The following is an 18,835-nucleotide window of genomic DNA, read 5'->3' as shown; positions in this document are numbered from 1 at the left end:
CCGCCCACGACGGCGGCCCTACGTTTCACCTTGTGTCTACTACCCCTATCGACCTGAACCGGCCCGACGGCAAAGGTCTCAAGGCGGGGGCTCTCGGACTGTGGGGTTCCACGGTCATCGGCCTCGCCTCGACCGCTCCCGTCTACTCCCTCGTCGCGACCCTCGGCTTCGTGGTGCTCGCGGTCGGCGCACAGGCGCCGATCGCCTTCGTCATAGCCTTCGTGCCGATGCTCTTCATCGCCTTCGCCTACCGAGAGCTCAACAACAAGATCCCCGACTGCGGCACCACCTTCACGTGGGGCACGAAGGCGTTCGGGCCCTGGGTGGGCTGGCTGGGCGGCTGGGGCGTCGCGGTCGCCGGCACGGTGGTGCTCGCGAACCTCGCGCAGATCGCAGCGATCTACTTCTGGGCGCTCGTCGACGGAATCGTCGGCACCTCGGAGGATGCTCTGCTCTCCGACAATGTGCCGCTCGTGACGGCGACCGGCGTCGTCTTCATCGCGGCGATGACGTGGGTCAGCTGGCGCGGCGTCGAGATCGGCGAGCGCATCCAGAACGTGCTGCTCGGCATCCAGTACCTCGCCCTCGCGGTCTTCGTGATCGCAGCCCTCTGGCAGTTCTTCGCCGGCACGGCTCCGGACCCGACCCCCTTCGACCTGTCGTGGTTCAACCCCTTCGCCTTCACCGACTGGTCGGGCTTCATCGAGGCGATCCTCTTGGCGATCTTCATCTACTGGGGCTGGGACACCTGCCTCGCCCTCAACGAGGAGACGAAGGACCCGAAGCGCATCCCGGGTCGCGCGGCGCTGCTCACGACCGTCATCCTCCTCGTCACCTACGTGGGCGTGACGGTGGCCGCCATGATGTACGCCGGACTCGGCGAGACCGGCACCGGACTCGGGAACGAGGCGAACGCCGACGACTTCTTCCTGGCGATCAAGGATGGTCTCCTCGGGCCCGTCGGCTGGGTGCTCGTCGTCGCCGTCATGATCTCGGCGATCTCCTCCACTCAGACGACGATCCTGCCGACCGCACGCGGAACGCTGGCGATGGCGGCGTACAAGGCGCTGCCGAAGAAGTTCGCCGACGTCCACCCCGAGTACAAGACGCCGTCCTTCTCGACGCTGGCCATGGGCATCGTCGCGAGCGTGTACTACATCGGCATGACGCTGATCAGCGACAACATCCTGCAGGACTCGATCCTGTCGCTGGGGCTCGCGATCGCGTTCTACTACGCGATCACCGGGTACGCGTGCGTCTGGTACTTCCGCAGCGAACTCTTCACCTCGACGAGGAACTTCTTCTACAAGTTCCTCTTCCCGCTGGTCGGGGCGCTCATGCTGACGTACGCGTTCGTGCAGTCCGCGATCGACATGTACGACGTCGACTACGGCTACACGGTGCTCCTCGGCATCGGGGGAACGTTCGTCATGGGCATCGGCGCGCTCGCGTTCGGCGTGCTGCTGATGTTCCTGTGGTACTTCTTCCCCCGCGCGAAGCCGTTCTTCCGCGGCGAGAGCCTCAACCGCGAGACGCCGGTGCTGGTGCCCGAGGATCCCGCGGACTACGCCCGCTCGATCGACGGCGGCCTCGCCTAGGCCGGCCCACCGGCGGTCCGCGGGTGAAGCCCCGCGAACCGCCGGAGCGGGGGTCCGCGCTCAGCGGCGCAGGTGCGCGCCGTTGCCCACGGCGTAGGCCTCCTCGAGCCAGCCGACGAACTCGGCGTCGAGGTCCGAGGCATCCGTCACCGTGAAGTGGTGCACGACCAGGTTGCGGTCGAAGCGCGACGCACTGCGCACCCGGCGGTCGGCGGGAAGCTCGCGCATGAGATCGAAGTAGCCCACGAGCGCCTCGGCTGTCGGCCGGGCGCCCGCGAACCCCCGCCGCGAGCCCTTGAAGGTCACGGTGGTCTTGCTGACCGACAGGGTGGTCGGCCCGAACCCCTCCAGGATCGAGGCGAAGCGGTGCCACAGGGCGACGGTTCGCTCATCGCCCTGTGCGAGATGGTCCTCGACGGTCCAGACGGCGTCGGCCATCAGCATCGATTCAGGCGAGAACGCCCGCGAGCGGCGACAGTTCGAGGCCGTGCGCTGTCGCGACGCCCTCGTTGGCGACGGTGCCGTCCACCGTGTTGAGCCCGGCGGCGAGGGCCGGATCCCGGCGCAGAGCGTCCTTCCATCCCGATCGCACGATCTGACGGATGTACGGGAGGGTGGCGTTCGTCAGCGCCGACGTCGACGTGTTCGGGACGGCGCCGGGCATGTTCGCGACGCAGTAGAAGATGCTGCCGTGAACCGGGAAGGTGGGATCGGCGTGCGTCGTCGGGCGCGTGTCTTCGAAGCATCCGCCCTGGTCGACCGCGATGTCGACGAGGACGCTTCCGGGCCGCATGCGGCTCACCATGTCGTTCGTGACGAGCTTGGGCGCCTTCGCACCCGGGATGAGCACCGAGCCGATCACCAGATCCGAGTCCGTGACCGCGCGGTCGAGATCGAGCGGGTTGGATGCCGCGGTCTTCACGCGGCCCTGAAAGTGGTCGTCGAGGTAGCGCAGGCGCTGGACGTTGGTGTCGAACACCGTGACGTCGGCCCCGAGCCCGACCGCGATGACGGCGGCGTTCGCGCCGGCGACTCCGCCGCCGATGACCGTGACGCGCGCGGGACGCGTGCCGGGGACTCCGGACATGAGGAGTCCGAGCCCGCCCGCCGAGCGCATGAGCGTCGCAGCGCCGACGGTCGGCGCCAGTCGGCCCGCAACCTCGCTCATCGGCGCGAGGAGGGGGAGCCCGCCACCCGGGAGCTGGACGGTCTCGTAGGCGATGGCGGTGACGCGGTCAGCGACGAGGCGCTCTGTGAGCGGGCGGTCGGCCGCGAGGTGCAGGTAGGTGAACAGCACGAGGTCGTCACGGAAGTAGCCGTACTCGCTCTCGATCGGCTCCTTCACCTTGAGGAGGAGTTCGGCCCTCGCCCAGACCTCGGCAGCGTCGTCGAGGAGCGTCGCACCGGCTGCCTCGTACTCGGCGTCCGGCATCGACGATCCCTCGCCCGCGCCGCGCTGCACGAACACCTCGTGCCCGGCGGCGGCGAGGTCGTGCACGCCGGACGGGGTGAGCGCGACGCGGTACTCGTTGTTCTTGATCTCGGTAGGGACGGAGATCCTCATTGATCGTTCCTTTCCGCTCCTTGTGGGAGCTCGCTAGAAAGCGGGGCGGATGGCCCCGACATCTCGGCCGCCGCCGGTCACCGACAGCGGGAGCTTCTGCATGGCGTCCGCGACGTCCGCCGACGTGAGCGCGCCAGCGCGCTCGAGCAGCCGCAGCGCGACGGCCGTGGCCGCCCGGCTGCTGCCGTCGAGCATCTTGAGCGTCACCGTGGTTCCGTCAGGAGCGACCATGACGAGCACGCCTTCGGCACCCGTCTTCGCGAAGACGCCCAGCCGCTCGATCGCGATCGTATCGGGCCGTCCGGGGCCGTCGATCGCCCACGGATCGGCGCGAACCGCGCGGACAAGTGTGCCCGCCTGACGGTGGAGCGCGAACGGCGAAGTCTGGGATGCCGTGCCGATGCGGTGGATCGCCTTGGACAGGCCCATGAGGCTCATCGCGTAGACCGGCGCGCCGCACCCGTCCACCGCCGTCGCTGAGACCTTCTCGCCGATGAGACGCTCGATGACCTCGCGGATGTGGACCTGGAGGGGATGCTCGGGCTCGAGGTAGCCGCGCGGATCCCACCCCGTCGTCGTGCAGGTGAGGAGCATCGCCGCATGCTTGCCGGAGCAGTTCATGCGGATGCGGGCAGGCTCGGCGTGATCCCGGACCATCTCGTCGCGGGTCGCCTGATCCAGCGGCCACGCCGGGGGGCAGCCGAGGTCTTCTTCGCCGAGACGCGCGGCGTCGAGGATGTCGCGCACGACGGAGACGTGGCGGTCGGTGCCGGAGTGGCTCGCCGCCGCGAGCACGAGCATCTCGCCCTCGAGGGGGGCGCCCGCCGTGAGGCACGCGAGGGCCTGGAGCGGCTTGAGGCTCGACCGCGGCAGGATCGGCGACTCGACATCGCCGAGGCGCTCGACCACGACGCCGTCCGCCGAGAGAACGACGGCAGCGCCGGAATGCCGCGACTCGACGAAGCCGCTGCGTTCGACGACGGCGAGCTCGACGGCGTCTGCGGCGGCGAAGGTCTGCGGCACCACGCCAGCCTACCGCCGGGCCGAGGCCGCTCCTGCGCGTGGAAGACTGGGCGCATGTTCGGCGAGCATCGATACCGTCTGCACTCCACCTGGACGGGCAACCGGGGCACCGGCACGACGGGGTACCGGGACTACGACCGCTCCACGACGATCGAGATCGAAGGCAAGCCGACGATGCTCGCGTCGGCGGACAAGCCCTTTCGCGGCGATCCCGCCAAGTGGAACCCCGAGGACATGCTCCTCGCCTCGCTGAGCCAGTGCCACCTGCTGTCGTACCTGCACGCGTGCGTCCAGGCGGGAGTCGTCGTCGTCGCCTATCACGACGAGGCATCCGGTCTCATGATCGAAGACGGACGCGGCGGCGGCCGATTCACGGAGGTGACACTGCACCCCCACGTGACCGTCGCGGATGCGTCGATGACGGATGCCGCGATGAAGGCGCACGAGCAGGCTCACGCCTGGTGCTTCATCGCCAACTCGGTGAACTTCCCCGTGCTCCACAAGCCGAAGATCGAGGTCGCGCAGCCGGCCTGAGCGCTCGGCGCCTGAGCGCTCCGCCGCGCGGCGGCTAACGGCGCTCGTGCGGCAGGACTTGCTTGATCCGGTCGATGCCGTGCGCCGGCGACTCGTTGTACGCGTTGGCGAGCTCCTGACCGGAGAGCGCGTGGATCGCCGCCATGATCTCGTCGGTGGCGAGGCGACGGGCGCGGCCGGATTCGGCGGTGCCGTGATGCGAGACGTCGATCGGCTTGCCGAACCGCACAGAGACGCGCTCGCTGAGCGAGGGCATCTTGGCGCCGACCGGCATGACCTTGTCGGTGCCGATCAGTCCGACCGGAACGACCGGCGCCCCCGTCTGCAACGCGAGGAATGCGACGCCGGTCCGCCCCTTGTATAGGCGCCCGTCGAGCGAACGCGTGCCTTCGGGATAGAGGGCGACGGCCTTGCCTTCCTCGAGGAGCCGTCGCTGCTGATCGAGGGCATCCAGTGCGGCCTGCCCGGCGCCGCGCTGGACGGGGATGGCTCCGATCGCCGTGAAGAACTCGCGCGACGCCCAGCCGGAGAGGCCCTTGCCGTCGAAGTAGCTCGACTTGGCGAGAAAGTGTACGGGCCGCGGCGCGGCGACCGGGATCGCGATGGAGTCGATGAAGGAGAGGTGATTGCTCGCGAAGATGACCGGTCCGCTCTTCGGCACGTTCGCCTTGCCCTCGACATGCGGCCGATACACGAGCCGGCCGAGCGGCGTGATGATGAATCGGCCGAGCGCGTACGTGGCGCCCATGCGGGTCGCAGGAGCCTCCCCCGTCGGTGGACGGCGCGGCGGACGGCTCCGGGAATGTCACCCGTCGAGGGTACTCCGGGTCCCATTCCGTGACGCGCATGACCTCCTCTCAGCGCGCTCAGAAGAAACTTAGGGAAAGATGGAGTCTCCGCTTCCCCTTTCTCAGAGGTCTTCTGTGCGCACTCGTTCGCTCGCTCTCCTGTCCCTTGCCGCGATGTCGGCCCTCGTCCTCGCCGGTTGCACCGCCGCGCCGTCGGAGTCGGAGTCGTCGCCGTCGGCCACCGCGGCAGCCGACCTGTGCTCCGCTCAGGTCAAGTCGGGCGAGGCATCCGATTCCGTGAAGATCGACGGTGCCGTCGGCACCGAGTCGACCGCGACCTTCACCTCGCCGCTCGATGTGGCGGAGCTGCAGTCGACCCTCGTGGACGAGGGCAAGGGCGACGCCCTCGCGTCGGGCGATCTCGTGCAGTTCGCGCTCTCGGCCTATGACGCCTCGACGGGCGAGAAGCTCGGCGCGCAGGGCTACAACGACGACCTCCTGCCGCAGCAGATCTCGCCGGACGGCGTACTGGGTCAGGTCGTCGGCTGCGCCAAGCCCGGCTCGCGCTACGTCGCGGCGTTCCCTGCGTCGACCGACCAGGGCACGCCCGCGCAGGTGTACATCATCGACGTCCTCGGCACCGCCCCGTCCGCCGCGTGGGGCGAGCCGCAGGAGCCCGTGGACGGCATGCCGACCGTCGAGCTGGATTCCGACGACTCCCCGACCGTCACCCTGCCGGAAGGCGACATCCCCACCGAGTTCAAGAAGGCCACCCTCAAGAAGGGCGACGGCGCCGTCGTCGAGGCCGGCGACTCTGTGCTCGTGCAGTACCACGGGGTCTCGTGGAACTCGGGCGAGGTCTTCGACGAGTCGTGGGGCAAGCAGCCCTTCACCTTCACGGTCGGAAGCGGCGTCGTCCAGGGCTTCTCGGACGCCGTGACGGGCGAGACCGTGGGCTCGCAGGTCATCGCCGTCCTGCCGCCCTCGGTCGCGTACGGCGAGGGCGACATCAACGAGTCCGACCTGAAGGGTCAGACGCTGGTCTTCGTCGTCGACATCCTGGCCGTGGCCAAGGCGCCGGCGCAGTAGAGCCTCGATCCGAAAGGGCCCGTCACCTCGCGGTGGCGGGCCCATTCGCATTCCGGCGGGGCGCCCCGTCTAGGCTGACGAGGTGCGGCGCATCCTCATCCTCGGCTCCACCGGTTCGATCGGCACCCAGGCCCTCGACGTGATCCGCGCGAACCCGCGCCGGTTCGAGGTCGTGGGCCTTTCCGCGGGCTCGAATCGAGCGCTCCTCGAGGCTCAGGCCGCCGAGTTCGACGTGGATGACACGGCGCTCGGCGCCGACGAGGCCGAGCAGCTGGTCCGTGATGTCGAGGCCGACGTCGTGCTCAACGGCATCACGGGATCGGTGGGCCTCGGACCGACCCTCGCAGCGCTCGAGTGCGGGCGGACGCTCGCCCTGGCCAACAAGGAGTCGCTCATCGTCGGCGGGGACCTCGTCACGGCCGCGGCGAAGCCCGGCCAGATCGTGCCCGTCGACTCCGAGCACTCCGCGATCGCGCAGGCGCTGAGGTCGGGTTCGAGCGAAGAAGTGCGCCGGCTGGTGCTGACGGCGTCCGGCGGGCCGTTCCGCGGCCGGAGCCGCGAGTCGCTCGCCGACGTCACGCCCGCCGAGGCGCTGGCGCATCCCACGTGGGACATGGGGCGGGTCGTCACGACGAACTCGGCGACCCTCGTGAACAAGGGCCTCGAGGTGATCGAGGCGCACCTGCTGTTCGACGTGCCGTACGACCGCATCGACGTCGTGGTGCACCCGCAGTCGATCGTGCACTCGATGGTGGAGTTCACCGACGGCTCGACGATCGCACAGGCCTCGCCGCCCGATATGCGGCTGCCGATCTCGCTCGGCCTCGACTGGCCGCACCGGGTGTCGGGCGTCGGGCGTCCGATCGACTGGACGGTCGCGGCATCCTGGACCTTCGAACCCCTCGACGACGCGGCCTTCCCCGCGGTCCGCCTCGCGAAGCACGTCGGGCGGGCTGGGGGCACCTATCCGGCCGTCTTCAACGCGGCCAACGAGCAGGCGGTCGACGCCTTTCACGAGGGAACCCTGCCCTTCCCGGGCATCGTCGAGACCATCCAGCGCGTGGTGGATGCGCACGAAGCGCCGGCCGGGCTCACACGTGAATCGCTCGCGGCCGCCGAAGCGTGGGCGAGAGACGCCGCTGATCGCGCGATCGCGGCGCGGCAGTGACCCGCGTCCTCAGTCGATAGGCCGCGTGGGGTCGGACGGCGGTGTGGAGTCGCTCGGGTAGGGAACGGGCCAGTGCGGGTCCGGCACGGGCCAGCCCGCCGCCGAGAGCGCCCGACGGGCGAGTTCGCGTGCCGAGTAGGGGGCGCGCACGCCGCGGATGTCGCGGTAGTCCTGGTGCCCGGGACCCGCCCACAGGATCGCGTCACCGTCGCCGACGAGCTTCACGGCCTCGATGATCGCGCGCTCCGGGGGCGAGAACTCCAGGATCTCGGCATCGGGCCGCGCGCGGCGGGCACCCTCGATGAGGGTGGCGCGGATCGAGTCCGGGTTCTCGAAGCGGGGGTGGTGGTCGGTGATGATGAGGATGTCGCTGCCTTCGACAGCCGTGCGTCCCATGTCGTGGCGCTTCGTCGCGTCGCGATCGCCGTCGGCGCCGAACAGCATGACGACCTTGCCCGGCGTGACGTGGCGGACCGCGGCGAGCGTCTTCTCGAAGGCGTCGGGGGAGTGGCCGAAGTCGACGTACACGGCCGGGCCGCGGTCTCCCGAGACCCGCTGGGTGCGGCCGGGGAGATACGCCTCGATGGCACCGCCGTCGAGCGTCGCCACGATGTCGTCCCACGAGTAGCCGCCCTCGAGGATCATGACGATCGCGAGGCCCGCGTTGGCGGCCATGTGGCGGCCGATCACCGGCACCACGGTCGTGAGGGAGCGTCCGTCCTTCGCGCGCAGCACGAACTCCGTGCCGGACTGGCGTTCGTCGACGATCTCGACCGTCCAGTCCGCGCCGGCCGCGGCATCCGGGTCCGCCGCGATCGCGGGCGTCCCGACCGTGACGTACGGCACCTCGCAGCGGTCGACGACCTCGAAGCCCGGAGTGGAGTCGAGTGAGATCACGGCGCGGCGCGAGCGATCCGGGCGGAAGAGCGGCAGCTTCGCCTCGAAGTACTCCCGCATGTCGGCGTAGTCGTCGAGGTGGTCGTGCGTGAGATTCGTGAAGCCGGCGACGTCGAACACGATGCCGTCGACGCGGTGGCGGCTGAGCGCCTGTGCGCTCACCTCCACCGCGACGGCCTCGACTCCCCGCTCCCGCATGAGCGCGAGGAGGGCGTGGAACTCGGATGCCTCGGGCGTCGTGAGCCTCGACACGATGACCTCGCCCGCGATGTGCCGCTCGGCGGTCGAGGACAGCCCCGTCACGACGCCGAGCTGCTCGAGGATGCCGTCCAGCAGGTGCGAGACGCTCGTCTTGCCGTTGGTGCCGGTCGTGCCGAAAAGGAGCGGGATGTCGTCGCCGGGACCGGTGCCGTAGACCCACGCCGACAGCTCGCCGAGGAGCGCCCGGGGGTCGTCGACGACCACGACGGGAAGGCGGGCCTGCTCGGCGAGGTCTGCTCCGGCGGCATCCGTCACGATCGCGACGGCGCCCTTCTCGGCGGCGACGGGGGCGAACTCGGCGCCGTGGCGGTTGACGCCCTGGATGGCGACGAACGCCTCGCCCCGGCGCAGATCCGCGGTCGCGAGGGTCACGCCGGTGAGCTGCAGTCCGCTGACGTCGCCTCGCACCTCACGGGCGAACCGCTCCGCGAGGTCGGCGAGGGAGCGGGCGGGCGGGTTCTCGGGGCGGAGGACGGGCGGCAGGTTCGAGGGGGTGTCTGTCGGCATGGCCCATCAATCCTCTCATCGAGCGCCCGACAGGCCCATCCGAAGGGGCCGCGAGTGTGGACGGAGGCCGATCGGCGGACGCCGCCGACCTCCGGCCGCCACCCGCGGCCGTTCTGGTGGATCCCGTAGTGCGTCAGACCTGGCGACGTCCGCGCACGAGCAGGACGACGAGCGCGGCGAGGCCGGCGACGAGTGCGCCACCGGCCATCCCGCGGGCGACGGGATCGGCCGTGCTCACGTCGGTCGCCGCCGGCGCGGTCGCAGCCGAAGCTTCGCCGTCCGTGGAGTCCCCCTGCGGCGCCGTGCCTTGCCCATGCTCCTCGGCCTCGGCGACTGCGCCCACGGCGACGACGGGGGCGGGCGCTTCGAGCGTCTCAGGGTCGGCGCCGTCCGTGGCGACCTCGGTCCAGGCCGTCGAGCCTGTGACGCATTCCTGTGTCACGGGGAACGCGACGTCGGAGTAGGCGGCCTCCTCCGAGAACGTGATGACGAGAGCGACGGATGCCTGGATGCCCGACTCCACCGAGGTGTCTGCCGTGAAGGTCACCCGTGTGGGCTGCTCGTCGGGGCCGAGGTCTCGCTGGATGGTCCAGCCGCCCTGCGACACGGGCGTCGTCGTGGCGACCGTCTCTGGGATGTCGATCACGATGGCCGACGTCGGAGATCCTTCGCACCCGTGCGCGAACGAGAAGGTCAGGGTCTGGGGCGTGCCGGCCTCCGCCGTGGCGGGGTCGACGTGGACGTGTGCGGATGCCGCGAGCGGCGCCGCCATCGCGAGAGCTGCCCCCGCGACGAGACCGCCGAGGACGACGGCGGTACGTCGCCGGAGGAGGTGAGGGGTCTGCGAAGAGTGGTTCATGAGTGTTCTTTCGTCTTGGGTGCGCGCGGCGGATCGCCCGCCGTGCGGATGAAGAGACGACGATCGGATACCGGTGCGGCCGTTCCGATGTCGAGGGGTCGCGAGGGCCCGCGCTCAGAGCACGGGCGCGGCCCGCGGCGGACCCCGCGTGGGTTTCTCCGACGAGAGGATCGATGAGCGCAGGTCCGGCACGTTGGCGAGGACCGGGCTGACGCTGCGCGGGGACGCCGGTGTCGGGATCTCCACCACGCGCCCTACCAGCCCCCGGACGCCGCGCGCGAGAGCGCGCAGCATCCGTTCCCCCCGATGGAGCGCCAAGACGGTCACGATCGCCGCGACGACGTGTCCCGCGACCATGAGCGGGGCGGGCGGCCACGCGACCGAGGCGGTGGGCGTGTGCACCCACGCCGGGCCGACGAGATGATGCGCGTGCGCTGGGGCCGGCTCGCCCGTGGCACCCGCTGCGATGGCGAACGACATGTGGAAGAGCACCTGGCTGACGAGCACGGTGAGCGCGAGGCGCCACAGCGCGAGTGAACGTCCGGCCAGGGCGACGGCGACGGGGGAGGCGAGCAGGATCACGACGGCGACGAGGACCGGCGGAGGGGGCCCGCCGCCCGCGAGCGTGTGCGCTGTCGCCGCGACGACGGTGGCGACGGATGCCGCGGCCACTCCGCGGACGGCCCGCACCTGTCGCGCGGGCCGGGACGACGCCACCGCGGCGGAGAGCCGGTGCGGGGGATCGGCGGTCGGCATCGCTCCCATCCTCTCATCGGCCGCCCCGCGTCCACGGCCAACTCAAAGGCACGCGCGAGTACCTTTGGGCTGTGACCGCCATCGCGTTCCTCATCGGCGTCGTCGTGCTCGTCGTCGGCCTCGCCGCGTCGATCGCGCTCCACGAGCTCGGGCACCTGCTGCCCGCGAAGAAGTTCGGCGTGCGCGTCGGCCAGTACATGATCGGCTTCGGCCCGACGATCTGGTCGCGCCGGCGCGGCGAGACCGAGTACGGCTTCAAGGCCATCCCGCTCGGCGGCTACATCTCGATGGCGGGCATGTACCCGCCCTCGCCGAAGGAGCGCGCAGCGGTCGCGGCCGGCTCTCGCGAGGGACGTGCGGGCGGCGGCTTCTTCGCGACGATGGTGCAGGATGCGCGGGCCGCGAACGACGAGACGCTCAAGGGCCACGACGACGATCGCGTCTTCTACAAGCTGCCGGTCTGGCAGCGGGTCGTCGTGATGCTCGGCGGACCGGTCATGAACCTCCTGCTCGCGATCGTGCTCTTCACGATCATCTTCAGCGGCATCGGCGTGCAGACGGCGACCACGACGGTCGCCGGGCTCTCGGAGTGCGTCCCCGCCGCCGGCTCCACCCAGTGCACCGCCGACGACCCGCCTGCGCCCTCCGAGGCGGCGGGGATCGAGCCGGGTGACGTCATCGTGTCGGTCGACGGCACGCCGGTATCCACGTTCGCCGAGGCATCCGCGATCATCCGGGAGTCCCCCGGAGAACCGCTGACGATGGTCGTCGAGCGCAGCGGCGAGGAGCAGACGCTCACGGTGACCCCTGCGACGGTGGAGGCGAGCGCGACGGGCGCGACCGGCGAGAACGCCTCGGCAGAAGTCGGCTTCGTCGGCATTCGTCCGACCGTCGAGTACGTGCGCCAGCCGATCTGGACGGGCGCGCAGACCGCCTTCGAGAACGTCGGCGCCGTCGCCGGGATCATCTGGCAGCTGCCGGTCAAGGTTTACGACGCCGCCGTCTCGCTCGTGACGGGTCAGGAGCGGGACCCGAACGGGCCGCTCAGCGTCGTGGGGGCGGGGATCCTCGCCGGGGAGGTCTCGGCCGCCGATGCGCCGATCCTCAATCGTGTGTCGGGGATGCTCGGCCTCCTCGCCTCGCTCAACATCGCCCTCTTCGTGTTCAACCTCATCCCGCTGCTGCCCCTCGACGGGGGCCACGTGGCCGTGGCGCTGTGGGACGGGCTGAAGCGCGCGTGGGCGCGATGGTTCAAGCTCCCCGAGCCGAAGCCGGTGGATGCGACGAAGCTCGTGCCGGTCACCTTCGTCGTCGTCATCGCGCTCGTCGTCATGGGCGGCGTGCTGATCCTCGCGGACATCTTCAATCCGATCTCGATCCTGGGCCCATAGGACGTCGAGAACTTTTTCCGGCCGTGTGTCGAAATCGGGGTTGTCCGTTCGCTGATGAGGTGAAACGGTTCCCCTGACGAAAGGACCACGACCGTGAAGTACGTGATCATGTTCACTTCGACACCAGAGCTCGACGATGCGGTGCCGCCCGAGCGCGCGCAGGAGGTCTACACGCGGGTCTGGGACTGGTTCCAGAAGTACGACGCCAAGATCTCCGACGGCGGCGCCGAACTGCAGCCGGTCACCACCGCGACGACCGTGAAGCACGGCTCGGAAGGACCCGTCGTCGCCGACGGCCCCTTCTCCGAGGCCAAGGAGGTCATCGGCGGCTTCAGCGTTCTCGATGTCGACGACCTCGACGAGGCCATCGGGATCGCGCGCACCTGGCCCATGCTCGACCTGCCGGGGACCTCCGTGGAGATCCGGCCGATGGTCACCGACTACAGCCAGTTCGAGCAGTGACGACACCGGATGCCGCGTCCCCGGGCGACTTCGCCCGCGAGGGCGCGGCATCCGCGTCGCCGGACGCCGCACTCGCCCGCATCGTGCGCGAGGAGTCGGGGCGGATCGTCGCCGCGCTCACGGCATCGCTCGGGAACCTCGACCTCGCTGAGGAATCCGTCGCGGAAGCCGTGGAGGAGGCGCTGCGGGAGTGGCGGGGCCGCGGCATCCCTCCCCGTCCCGGCGCGTGGCTCACGCAGGCCGCCCGGCACAACGCGCTCGACCGCATGCGGCGCGAGAAGCGGTACCGGGAAAAGCTCACGCTGCTCGCCGAGGAGCCGGTGGGCTCCGGTCTTCGCGAGATCGACGAGCGGCTTCCGCTGCTGTTCGGATGCTGCCACCCAGCGTTGTCTCCAGACGCCCAGCTCGCGCTGACGCTGCGGGCGGTGTGCGGACTCACGACGGCTCAGATCGCGAGAGCCACCCTCTCGTCGGAGCCCACCGTCGGCCAGCGGATCGTCCGCGCCAAGCGCAAGATCGGCGCCGCCGGCATCCCGATCCGGGTTCCCGAGGGCAGCGATCGCGCCGAGCGGCTCGACATCGTGCTGACCGTCGTCTCGGTCATGTACAGCGAGGCGCACCTGGTGCCCGGAGGCGACGCGTCGGCGGACCGCGACCTGGCCGACGACGCCGTCTGGCTGGCCGGCGTCATCGCGGCGGCGCTGCCGCGGGAGGCCGAGGCCCACGGCCTGCGCGCGCTCTTGCTCTTCCATCGCGCGAGGGAGCACGCGCGAGCCGTCGACGGCGAGCTCGTGCTGCTCGGTGACCAGGACCGGTCCCGCTGGGACCGGCGGCTGCTCGCCGAGGCGCACCGGTCGCTCGAGCGGGCCGCGATGCTGCGCAGGCCCGGACGCTGGCAGCTGCACGCGGCGATCGCGGCGTGTCACGCGGATGCCTCGACATCGGGCGACACCGACTGGCTGCAGGTGCTGACGCTCTACGACATGCTGCTCCGCTACGACCGATCGCAGCTCGTGCGGCTGAACCGGGCGGTCGCCCTCTCCGAGGTGGAGGGGACGGCTGCCGCGCTCGCCGAGGTGGATGCGCTCGACCTGTCGGGGTACTACCTCTGGCACGCCGTCCGCGCGCACCTGCTGCGCCGGCTCGGGCGGGACGCCGAGGCGACGGCGGCCGACCTGCGCGCGCTGGAGCTGACGGCGAACCAGGCCGAGCGCCGCCTGATCGCCGCGCGCCTCGGCGGCTGAGCGGTGCCAGCCGGACGGGTCGCCCTTGGGCTGCCTAGGCGCCGACCGGCGTGAGCGCGTGGCTCACGAGGCGCTCGAGGGTCGTCATCCCATCCCGCGACAGGATCGACTCGAGGTGTCCCTGCACGGACGCTAAGCCCGGCCCGCGGAGCGCGTACACATCGCCCGTCCGGGCATCGGCCGAGACCTCCGTCTCGCCGATCGTCGTCGTGCCCGGTGCGACGCGCGCCGTGAAGGTGTTGTAGAAGCCGATCGACGCGGGCTCGCCGAACACGTCCACGGTCTTCTGCAGCCCCTGGTGAGGGCGGGCGAGAGGCGCCAGGTCCATCCCGAGCGAGTCGGCCAGGATCTGGTGGCTCAGGCACACCGTGAGAAGGGGGCGGCCGGAGGAGCGCCGCCGTGCGACGACATCGTGCATGCGACGGATGCGGCGGCTCGACGTGTCGCGCGGGTCGCCTGGTCCCGGCCCGCAGACGACGAGCTCCGCCTCGTCGACCTGCGCGTCGGTGACCTCGCTCCAGGGGACGATCCCGACCTCGAGGCCGAGGTGCCTCAACTGGTGCGCGAGCATCGTCGTGAAGCGATCCTCGACGTCGACCACGAGGGCGGAGCGTCCCGCGAAGGGGCCTTCACCCGCGGCATCCTGCGGATTCAGCCAGAATGCGGCGAGACGTGCGTTGCGCGACTCGAGGAGCGCGGCGATCTCGGGATCGTCGGCCAGACGGACCGGCTCGGCAGCCGGGGCATCCTCGTCGATCTCATCGATCACGATCGGCACGGGGGTGTCGCGGGCGATCGCGCCGATCGCGCCGAGCACTCCCGCGGCCTTGCCGTGCGTCTCGCCGACCTCGCCGTACGGGTCGGAATGGCGCACGAGGGTCGCGCCCACCGGGACGCGCAGCCGGCCGTCGACGAGGTAGGCGGTTCGGATGAGGATCGGCGCATCCAGATCGTGAGTCGGCTCGCCGGGAGTCGCGGCCTGCGCTCGCGGGGTGAACAGCGCCGCGACGCCCGAGTAGTACCCGCGCGGGGTGCGCTCGTGGCGCGTGATGACGGTGCACGCGTTCTGCATGGGCGAGCCGGTGACCGTCGGGGCGAACATCGTCTCGCGGAGGATGTCGCGCGGGTCGAGGCGGCTGCGGCCGCGCAGCACATACTCGGTGTGCGTGAGCCGCGACATCTCCTTCAGGTGCGGGCCGGTGATGCGACCGCCGTCCGAGCAGACGGCGCTCATCATCTTGAGCTCCTCGTCCACGACCATGAACAGCTCTTCGGTCTCCTTCGTCGACTCGAGGAACTCGCTCAGCGTCTCGGGCGTCGCGCCGCCCTCCGGATGGCGGAATGTGCCCGAGATCGGGTTCATCGTCACGACGCCCGCGCGCGCACTGACATGCGCCTCGGGGCTCGCACCGACGGCGATGTGACGGGGCGTGACGATGGCGAACGTCCAGTACGCCCCCCGCTCGTACTCGAGCAGGGCGCGGAACCAGGTGAGGGCGGTCGTCCGGGCGTCGGCGTCGACGGCGGCCGTGAAGTCGCGGCGGATCACGAAGTTGGCGCCCTCGCCCCGGCCGATCTCGTCGGCGATGACCGTGCGGACGATATCGGCGTAGTCCTCGTCGGAGATGTCGAACCCGGCGTCCTGAAGGGGCACGGCGTCGGTGGGGAGCGCGTCGAGCGCGTCGTCCCGCGAGAACGCCTCGTGCCCTTCGACGACGAGGCAGCGCAGCGGCGCGCCGTCGTCGTGGCATTCGAACCCGCGCTCGACGACCTGGCGGAATGGCACGAGTGCGAGCACCTCGCGCAGTGCGCCCGAGGGATCCGCGAGCGGGATGTCGGCGAGCCGCTCGACATCGACGACGTCCCCCGTCAGCAGCTCGACGGTGAGTCCGTCGCGCGCGATGAGCGCGAAGGATTCCGCCTCCGCGAGCGCCGCAGTCAGAGGGGAGGGGCTCGGTGTCATCGCCGGCCTTTCATCGGGTCGGACGGTCGCTCAGACGAGAAAGACCGCCCTCGGGCGGTCTGTGATCTGGGATCGCGAACACACCGCCGTCAGCGGGCGGGCCACCAGGAGGTGAGGTTCGCGGACATGCGGTCACGATAGCAGAAGGACGGATGCCCCGGTCCCGGCCGGTGCTCGTCGAGGCGTCACTCAGTCCCTCAGAGCGCGAGCGAGCATCTCCTGCCCGTGACGCCAGCCGACCGTCTCGTATCCGACGACCACGACGACGGGGGAGCAGGCGATGATCAGGATGCCGACTGCCAAGGATGCGCCCAGCGCGACCGCCGCCACGCCCAGGGCGAGCACCGCGATCACGCCGAGGTAGAGCCAGACGTGGAAGGTGTCGACCTGCAGGAGGAGCAGCGAATACAGCACGAAGAGGAGCGTCTCGTAGAGCAGCACGGGGATGGCGATGGACAGCGCCGCGAAGGTGGCATCCACGTGCGCGACCCCCTCGATGACGTATGCCGCCACATGCAGCCCCGCGCCGACCGCGACGAGCGAGCCGAAGACGAAGATCTGCAGGTAGCCCCATGCCCACGCGCGATCCCGGTGCCGTTCCAGAACCGCGCCCCACGGTATCGAGAAGTAGACCCACCACATGCCGAAGGCGAGGGCGACGCCGCCGAAGGCGACGGCGCCCGTCTCGACGGACCAGCCCTGGTGCTCGACGATGGCCGAGATCGCGAGGATCGTGCCGAGGATCACCTCGCCGAGCGTGATGATGACGAGCAGCCCGTAGCGCTCGGCGATGTGGTGCGGATGCCAGGGCGTGCGGCCGAACCGCATCTCGGCGAACAGCGGACCGGCGAGCTCGAACAGCTGCAGGAACGTCGCGACGGCGATCGTCAGCCCGACGGGCAGGTTGAGGAAGATGAGGGCGATCCAGCCCACCTGCGCGATGGAGATGTTGACGGCGTACGCGATCGCGGTCTTCCTGCCCTTCGGATCGTCCCTCGCCACCCGCAGCCACAGCGTGATCGTCGCGATGCGCATGATGACGTAGCCGGCGACCATGACGCCGTTGTTGAGATAGACGCCGTCGTCGATCGAGTGGAAGACATCGGGCACCCCGAGCGCCACGACGATGACCCCGATCATCACGACCATCGTCGCGATGCGGAAGAAGACGTCGTCCGTGTCGTAGGCGGAGGCGAGCCAGGAGTAGTTGATCCACGCCCACGCGACCGCGAATGTCGCGAACCAGCCGCCCAGGAGCGCCGTCGAGAGGTGGCCCAGCTCGAGGTAGTGCGCCACCTGCGAGCCGATCTGGCTGAACGCGACAACGAAGACGAGGTCGAAGAGCAGCTCGAGGGGCGTGGCCGCCCGGTGGCGCTCGTGCGGGTCGCGCCCCGTCATCCGCGCATAGACGTGGTTCACGGTCATGCCGGGCAAGATACCAGCGCGGGGCGGCGCGTCGGCGCGGCATCCGCTCCCAGCCTCGCGCCATGAGCGCGGCGTAGGCTGTCAGCCGTGCCTGCTGTCAATATCGGGATGCCGAAAGTCCCCGAAGTGCTCGCCCCTCGACGGAAGACCCGGCAGATCCGCGTCGGCAAGGTGCTCGTCGGCGGTGATGCACCGGTCAGCGTCCAGTCGATGACGACGACCCCCACGACGAACATCAACGCGACGCTGCAGCAGATCGCCGAGCTGACGGCGTCGGGCTGTGAGATCGTGCGCGTGGCCGTGCCGTCCCAGGACGACGCAGATGTGCTCCACATCATCGCGAAGAAGAGCCAGATCCCGGTCATCGCCGACATCCACTTCCAGCCGAAGTACGTCTTCCAGGCGATCGACGCCGGCTGCGGCGCCGTGCGCGTGAACCCGGGCAACATCCGCAAGTTCGACGACCAGGTCGGTGCCATCGCCGCCGCCGCGAAGGCGGCGGGCGTGTCGCTGCGCATCGGCGTCAACGCAGGCTCCCTCGACCGCCGCCTGCTCGAGAAGTACGGCAAGGCGACGCCCGAGGCGCTCGTCGAGAGCGCGGTGTGGGAGGCGTCCCTTTTCGAGGAGCACGACTTCCACGACTTCAAGATCTCGGTCAAGCACAACGACCCCATCGTGATGGTGAAGGCGTACCGCCTCCTCGCCGAGCGAGGCGACTGGCCGCTGCACCTCGGGGTCACCGAGGCCGGTCCCGCGTTCCAGGGCACGATCAAGTCGGCGACGGCGTTCGGCATCCTCCTCGCGGAAGGGATCGGCGACACGATCCGCGTTTCGCTCTCGGCCCCGCCCGCCGAAGAGGTCAAGGTCGGGCACCAGATCCTGCAGTCGTTGAACCTGCGGGAGCGCAAGCTCGAGATCGTCTCCTGCCCGTCGTGCGGCCGCGCGCAGGTGGACGTCTACTCGCTCGCCGACAGCGTCACCGAGGGCCTCAAGGACATGACGGTCCCGCTCCGGGTCGCGGTCATGGGATGCGTCGTCAACGGCCCGGGGGAGGCCCGCGAGGCCGATCTCGGTGTCGCGTCGGGCAACGGCAAGGGACAGATCTTCGTCAAGGGCCAGGTCATCAAGACGGTGCCCGAGGCCGAGATCGTCGCGACGCTCATCGAAGAGGCCAACCGCATCGCCGCCGAGCTGGGCCCCGACGCCCCGATCGGCACGGCGCAGGTCGTCACCGCCTGACCGGCACTCGCCGCACCGCGCGGCCGTCCGCACGGTCGAGCGACGACACGCCGCCTCGGCCGCGGCC

At 70.3% G+C, this 18,835-nt stretch carries 17 protein-coding genes; 8 read left to right on the top strand and 9 right to left on the bottom strand.

Annotation, left to right across the window (positions count from 1 at the left end):
* Nucleotides 1–32 precede the first annotated feature (32 nt).
* On the top strand, nt 33–1,598 hold the full coding sequence (locus G5T42_RS00750; RefSeq protein ID WP_165124103.1) for an APC family permease: 1,566 nt from the start codon (nt 33–35) through the stop codon (nt 1,596–1,598).
* Between the two features lie 60 nt (nt 1,599–1,658).
* On the opposite strand, the gene G5T42_RS00745 is transcribed toward G5T42_RS00750, so the two are convergent.
* The 3 genes from G5T42_RS00745 to G5T42_RS00735 are packed head-to-tail and all read right to left on the bottom strand — an operon-like array spanning nt 1,659 to nt 4,185.
* The gene (locus tag G5T42_RS00745; RefSeq protein WP_241245901.1) at nt 1,659–2,042 is read right to left on the bottom strand and encodes a DUF5655 domain-containing protein; all 384 of its coding nucleotides are present in this window, start codon (nt 2,040–2,042) and stop codon (nt 1,659–1,661) included.
* 4 nt (nt 2,043–2,046) lie between these two features.
* Nucleotides 2,047–3,162 (bottom strand): alanine dehydrogenase, encoded by a 1,116-nt coding sequence (gene ald / locus G5T42_RS00740; RefSeq protein ID WP_165124100.1) that lies wholly within the window; start codon nt 3,160–3,162, stop codon nt 2,047–2,049.
* Nucleotides 3,163–3,195: 33 nt separating this feature from the next.
* On the bottom strand, nt 3,196–4,185 hold the full coding sequence (locus G5T42_RS00735) for an asparaginase (RefSeq protein ID WP_165124098.1): 990 nt from the start codon (nt 4,183–4,185) through the stop codon (nt 3,196–3,198).
* A gap of 54 nt (nt 4,186–4,239) precedes the next feature.
* Here G5T42_RS00735 and G5T42_RS00730 point away from each other — a divergent pair, with 54 nt between their 5' ends.
* Complete coding sequence (locus G5T42_RS00730; protein ID WP_165124095.1) at nt 4,240–4,719, top strand: OsmC family protein; 480 nt, start codon at nt 4,240–4,242, stop codon at nt 4,717–4,719.
* Between the two features lie 34 nt (nt 4,720–4,753).
* Here G5T42_RS00730 and G5T42_RS00725 read toward each other — a convergent pair whose 3' ends face one another.
* Nucleotides 4,754–5,467 carry a lysophospholipid acyltransferase family protein gene (locus G5T42_RS00725; protein WP_165124084.1) on the bottom strand — a complete coding sequence of 238 codons (714 nt, stop codon included), beginning with the start codon at nt 5,465–5,467 and terminating at the stop codon, nt 4,754–4,756.
* A 175-nt stretch (nt 5,468–5,642) separates the two neighbouring features.
* On the opposite strand from G5T42_RS00725, the gene G5T42_RS00720 reads away from it, so the two are divergent.
* Together G5T42_RS00720 and dxr are read left to right on the top strand one after the other, a co-directional pair.
* A complete protein-coding gene (locus tag G5T42_RS00720; RefSeq protein WP_165124082.1) occupies nt 5,643–6,596 on the top strand; it encodes an FKBP-type peptidyl-prolyl cis-trans isomerase in 954 nt (317 codons plus the stop codon).
* Nucleotides 6,597–6,678: 82 nt separating this feature from the next.
* On the top strand, nt 6,679–7,764 hold the full coding sequence (gene dxr, locus G5T42_RS00715; protein ID WP_165124080.1) for a 1-deoxy-D-xylulose-5-phosphate reductoisomerase: 1,086 nt from the start codon (nt 6,679–6,681) through the stop codon (nt 7,762–7,764).
* 9 nt (nt 7,765–7,773) lie between these two features.
* Here dxr and G5T42_RS00710 read toward each other — a convergent pair whose 3' ends face one another.
* The 3 genes from G5T42_RS00710 to G5T42_RS00700 form a co-directional block, all read right to left on the bottom strand.
* Nucleotides 7,774–9,429 carry a UDP-N-acetylmuramoyl-L-alanyl-D-glutamate--2,6-diaminopimelate ligase gene (locus tag G5T42_RS00710; protein WP_165124078.1) on the bottom strand — a complete coding sequence of 552 codons (1,656 nt, stop codon included), beginning with the start codon at nt 9,427–9,429 and terminating at the stop codon, nt 7,774–7,776.
* Between the two features lie 133 nt (nt 9,430–9,562).
* Entirely contained in the window at nt 9,563–10,288 is a 726-nt protein-coding gene (locus G5T42_RS00705; protein WP_165124076.1) for a DUF1775 domain-containing protein, read from the bottom strand.
* Between the two features lie 114 nt (nt 10,289–10,402).
* Nucleotides 10,403–11,044: a hypothetical protein gene (locus tag G5T42_RS00700; protein WP_165124074.1), complete on the bottom strand. Its 642-nt coding sequence runs from the start codon at nt 11,042–11,044 to the stop codon at nt 10,403–10,405.
* A 71-nt stretch (nt 11,045–11,115) separates the two neighbouring features.
* Between G5T42_RS00700 and G5T42_RS00695 the strand changes: the two genes are divergently transcribed.
* From G5T42_RS00695 to G5T42_RS00685, 3 genes are all read left to right on the top strand, one after another.
* Entirely contained in the window at nt 11,116–12,435 is a 1,320-nt protein-coding gene (locus G5T42_RS00695; protein WP_165124072.1) for a M50 family metallopeptidase, read from the top strand.
* Nucleotides 12,436–12,528: 93 nt separating this feature from the next.
* Nucleotides 12,529–12,897, top strand: a complete 369-nt coding sequence (locus G5T42_RS00690; protein WP_165124070.1) for a YciI family protein — start codon at nt 12,529–12,531, stop codon at nt 12,895–12,897.
* The gene (locus G5T42_RS00685) at nt 12,894–14,141 is read left to right on the top strand and encodes a DUF6596 domain-containing protein (RefSeq protein ID WP_165124068.1); all 1,248 of its coding nucleotides are present in this window, start codon (nt 12,894–12,896) and stop codon (nt 14,139–14,141) included. Before G5T42_RS00690 ends, G5T42_RS00685 begins: the two co-directional genes overlap by 4 nt.
* Before the next feature lie 34 nt (nt 14,142–14,175).
* On the opposite strand, the gene G5T42_RS00680 is transcribed toward G5T42_RS00685, so the two are convergent.
* Both G5T42_RS00680 and G5T42_RS00675 read right to left on the bottom strand, forming a co-directional pair.
* Nucleotides 14,176–16,104 (bottom strand): chorismate-binding protein, encoded by a 1,929-nt coding sequence (locus G5T42_RS00680; RefSeq protein ID WP_165124065.1) that lies wholly within the window; start codon nt 16,102–16,104, stop codon nt 14,176–14,178.
* A gap of 189 nt (nt 16,105–16,293) precedes the next feature.
* Nucleotides 16,294–17,529, bottom strand: a complete 1,236-nt coding sequence (locus G5T42_RS00675) for a low temperature requirement protein A (protein WP_165124063.1) — start codon at nt 17,527–17,529, stop codon at nt 16,294–16,296.
* An 87-nt stretch (nt 17,530–17,616) separates the two neighbouring features.
* Between G5T42_RS00675 and ispG the strand changes: the two genes are divergently transcribed.
* Entirely contained in the window at nt 17,617–18,768 is a 1,152-nt protein-coding gene (ispG, locus tag G5T42_RS00670; RefSeq protein WP_206535680.1) for a flavodoxin-dependent (E)-4-hydroxy-3-methylbut-2-enyl-diphosphate synthase, read from the top strand.
* The last annotated feature ends 67 nt before the right edge of the window (nt 18,769–18,835 follow it).

Origin of the sequence: Microbacterium sp. 4R-513 (genome assembly GCF_011046485.1) — a bacterium.
Classification (GTDB): domain Bacteria; phylum Actinomycetota; class Actinomycetes; order Actinomycetales; family Microbacteriaceae; genus Microbacterium.
This window is presented reverse-complemented; position numbering and strand designations above follow the sequence as displayed.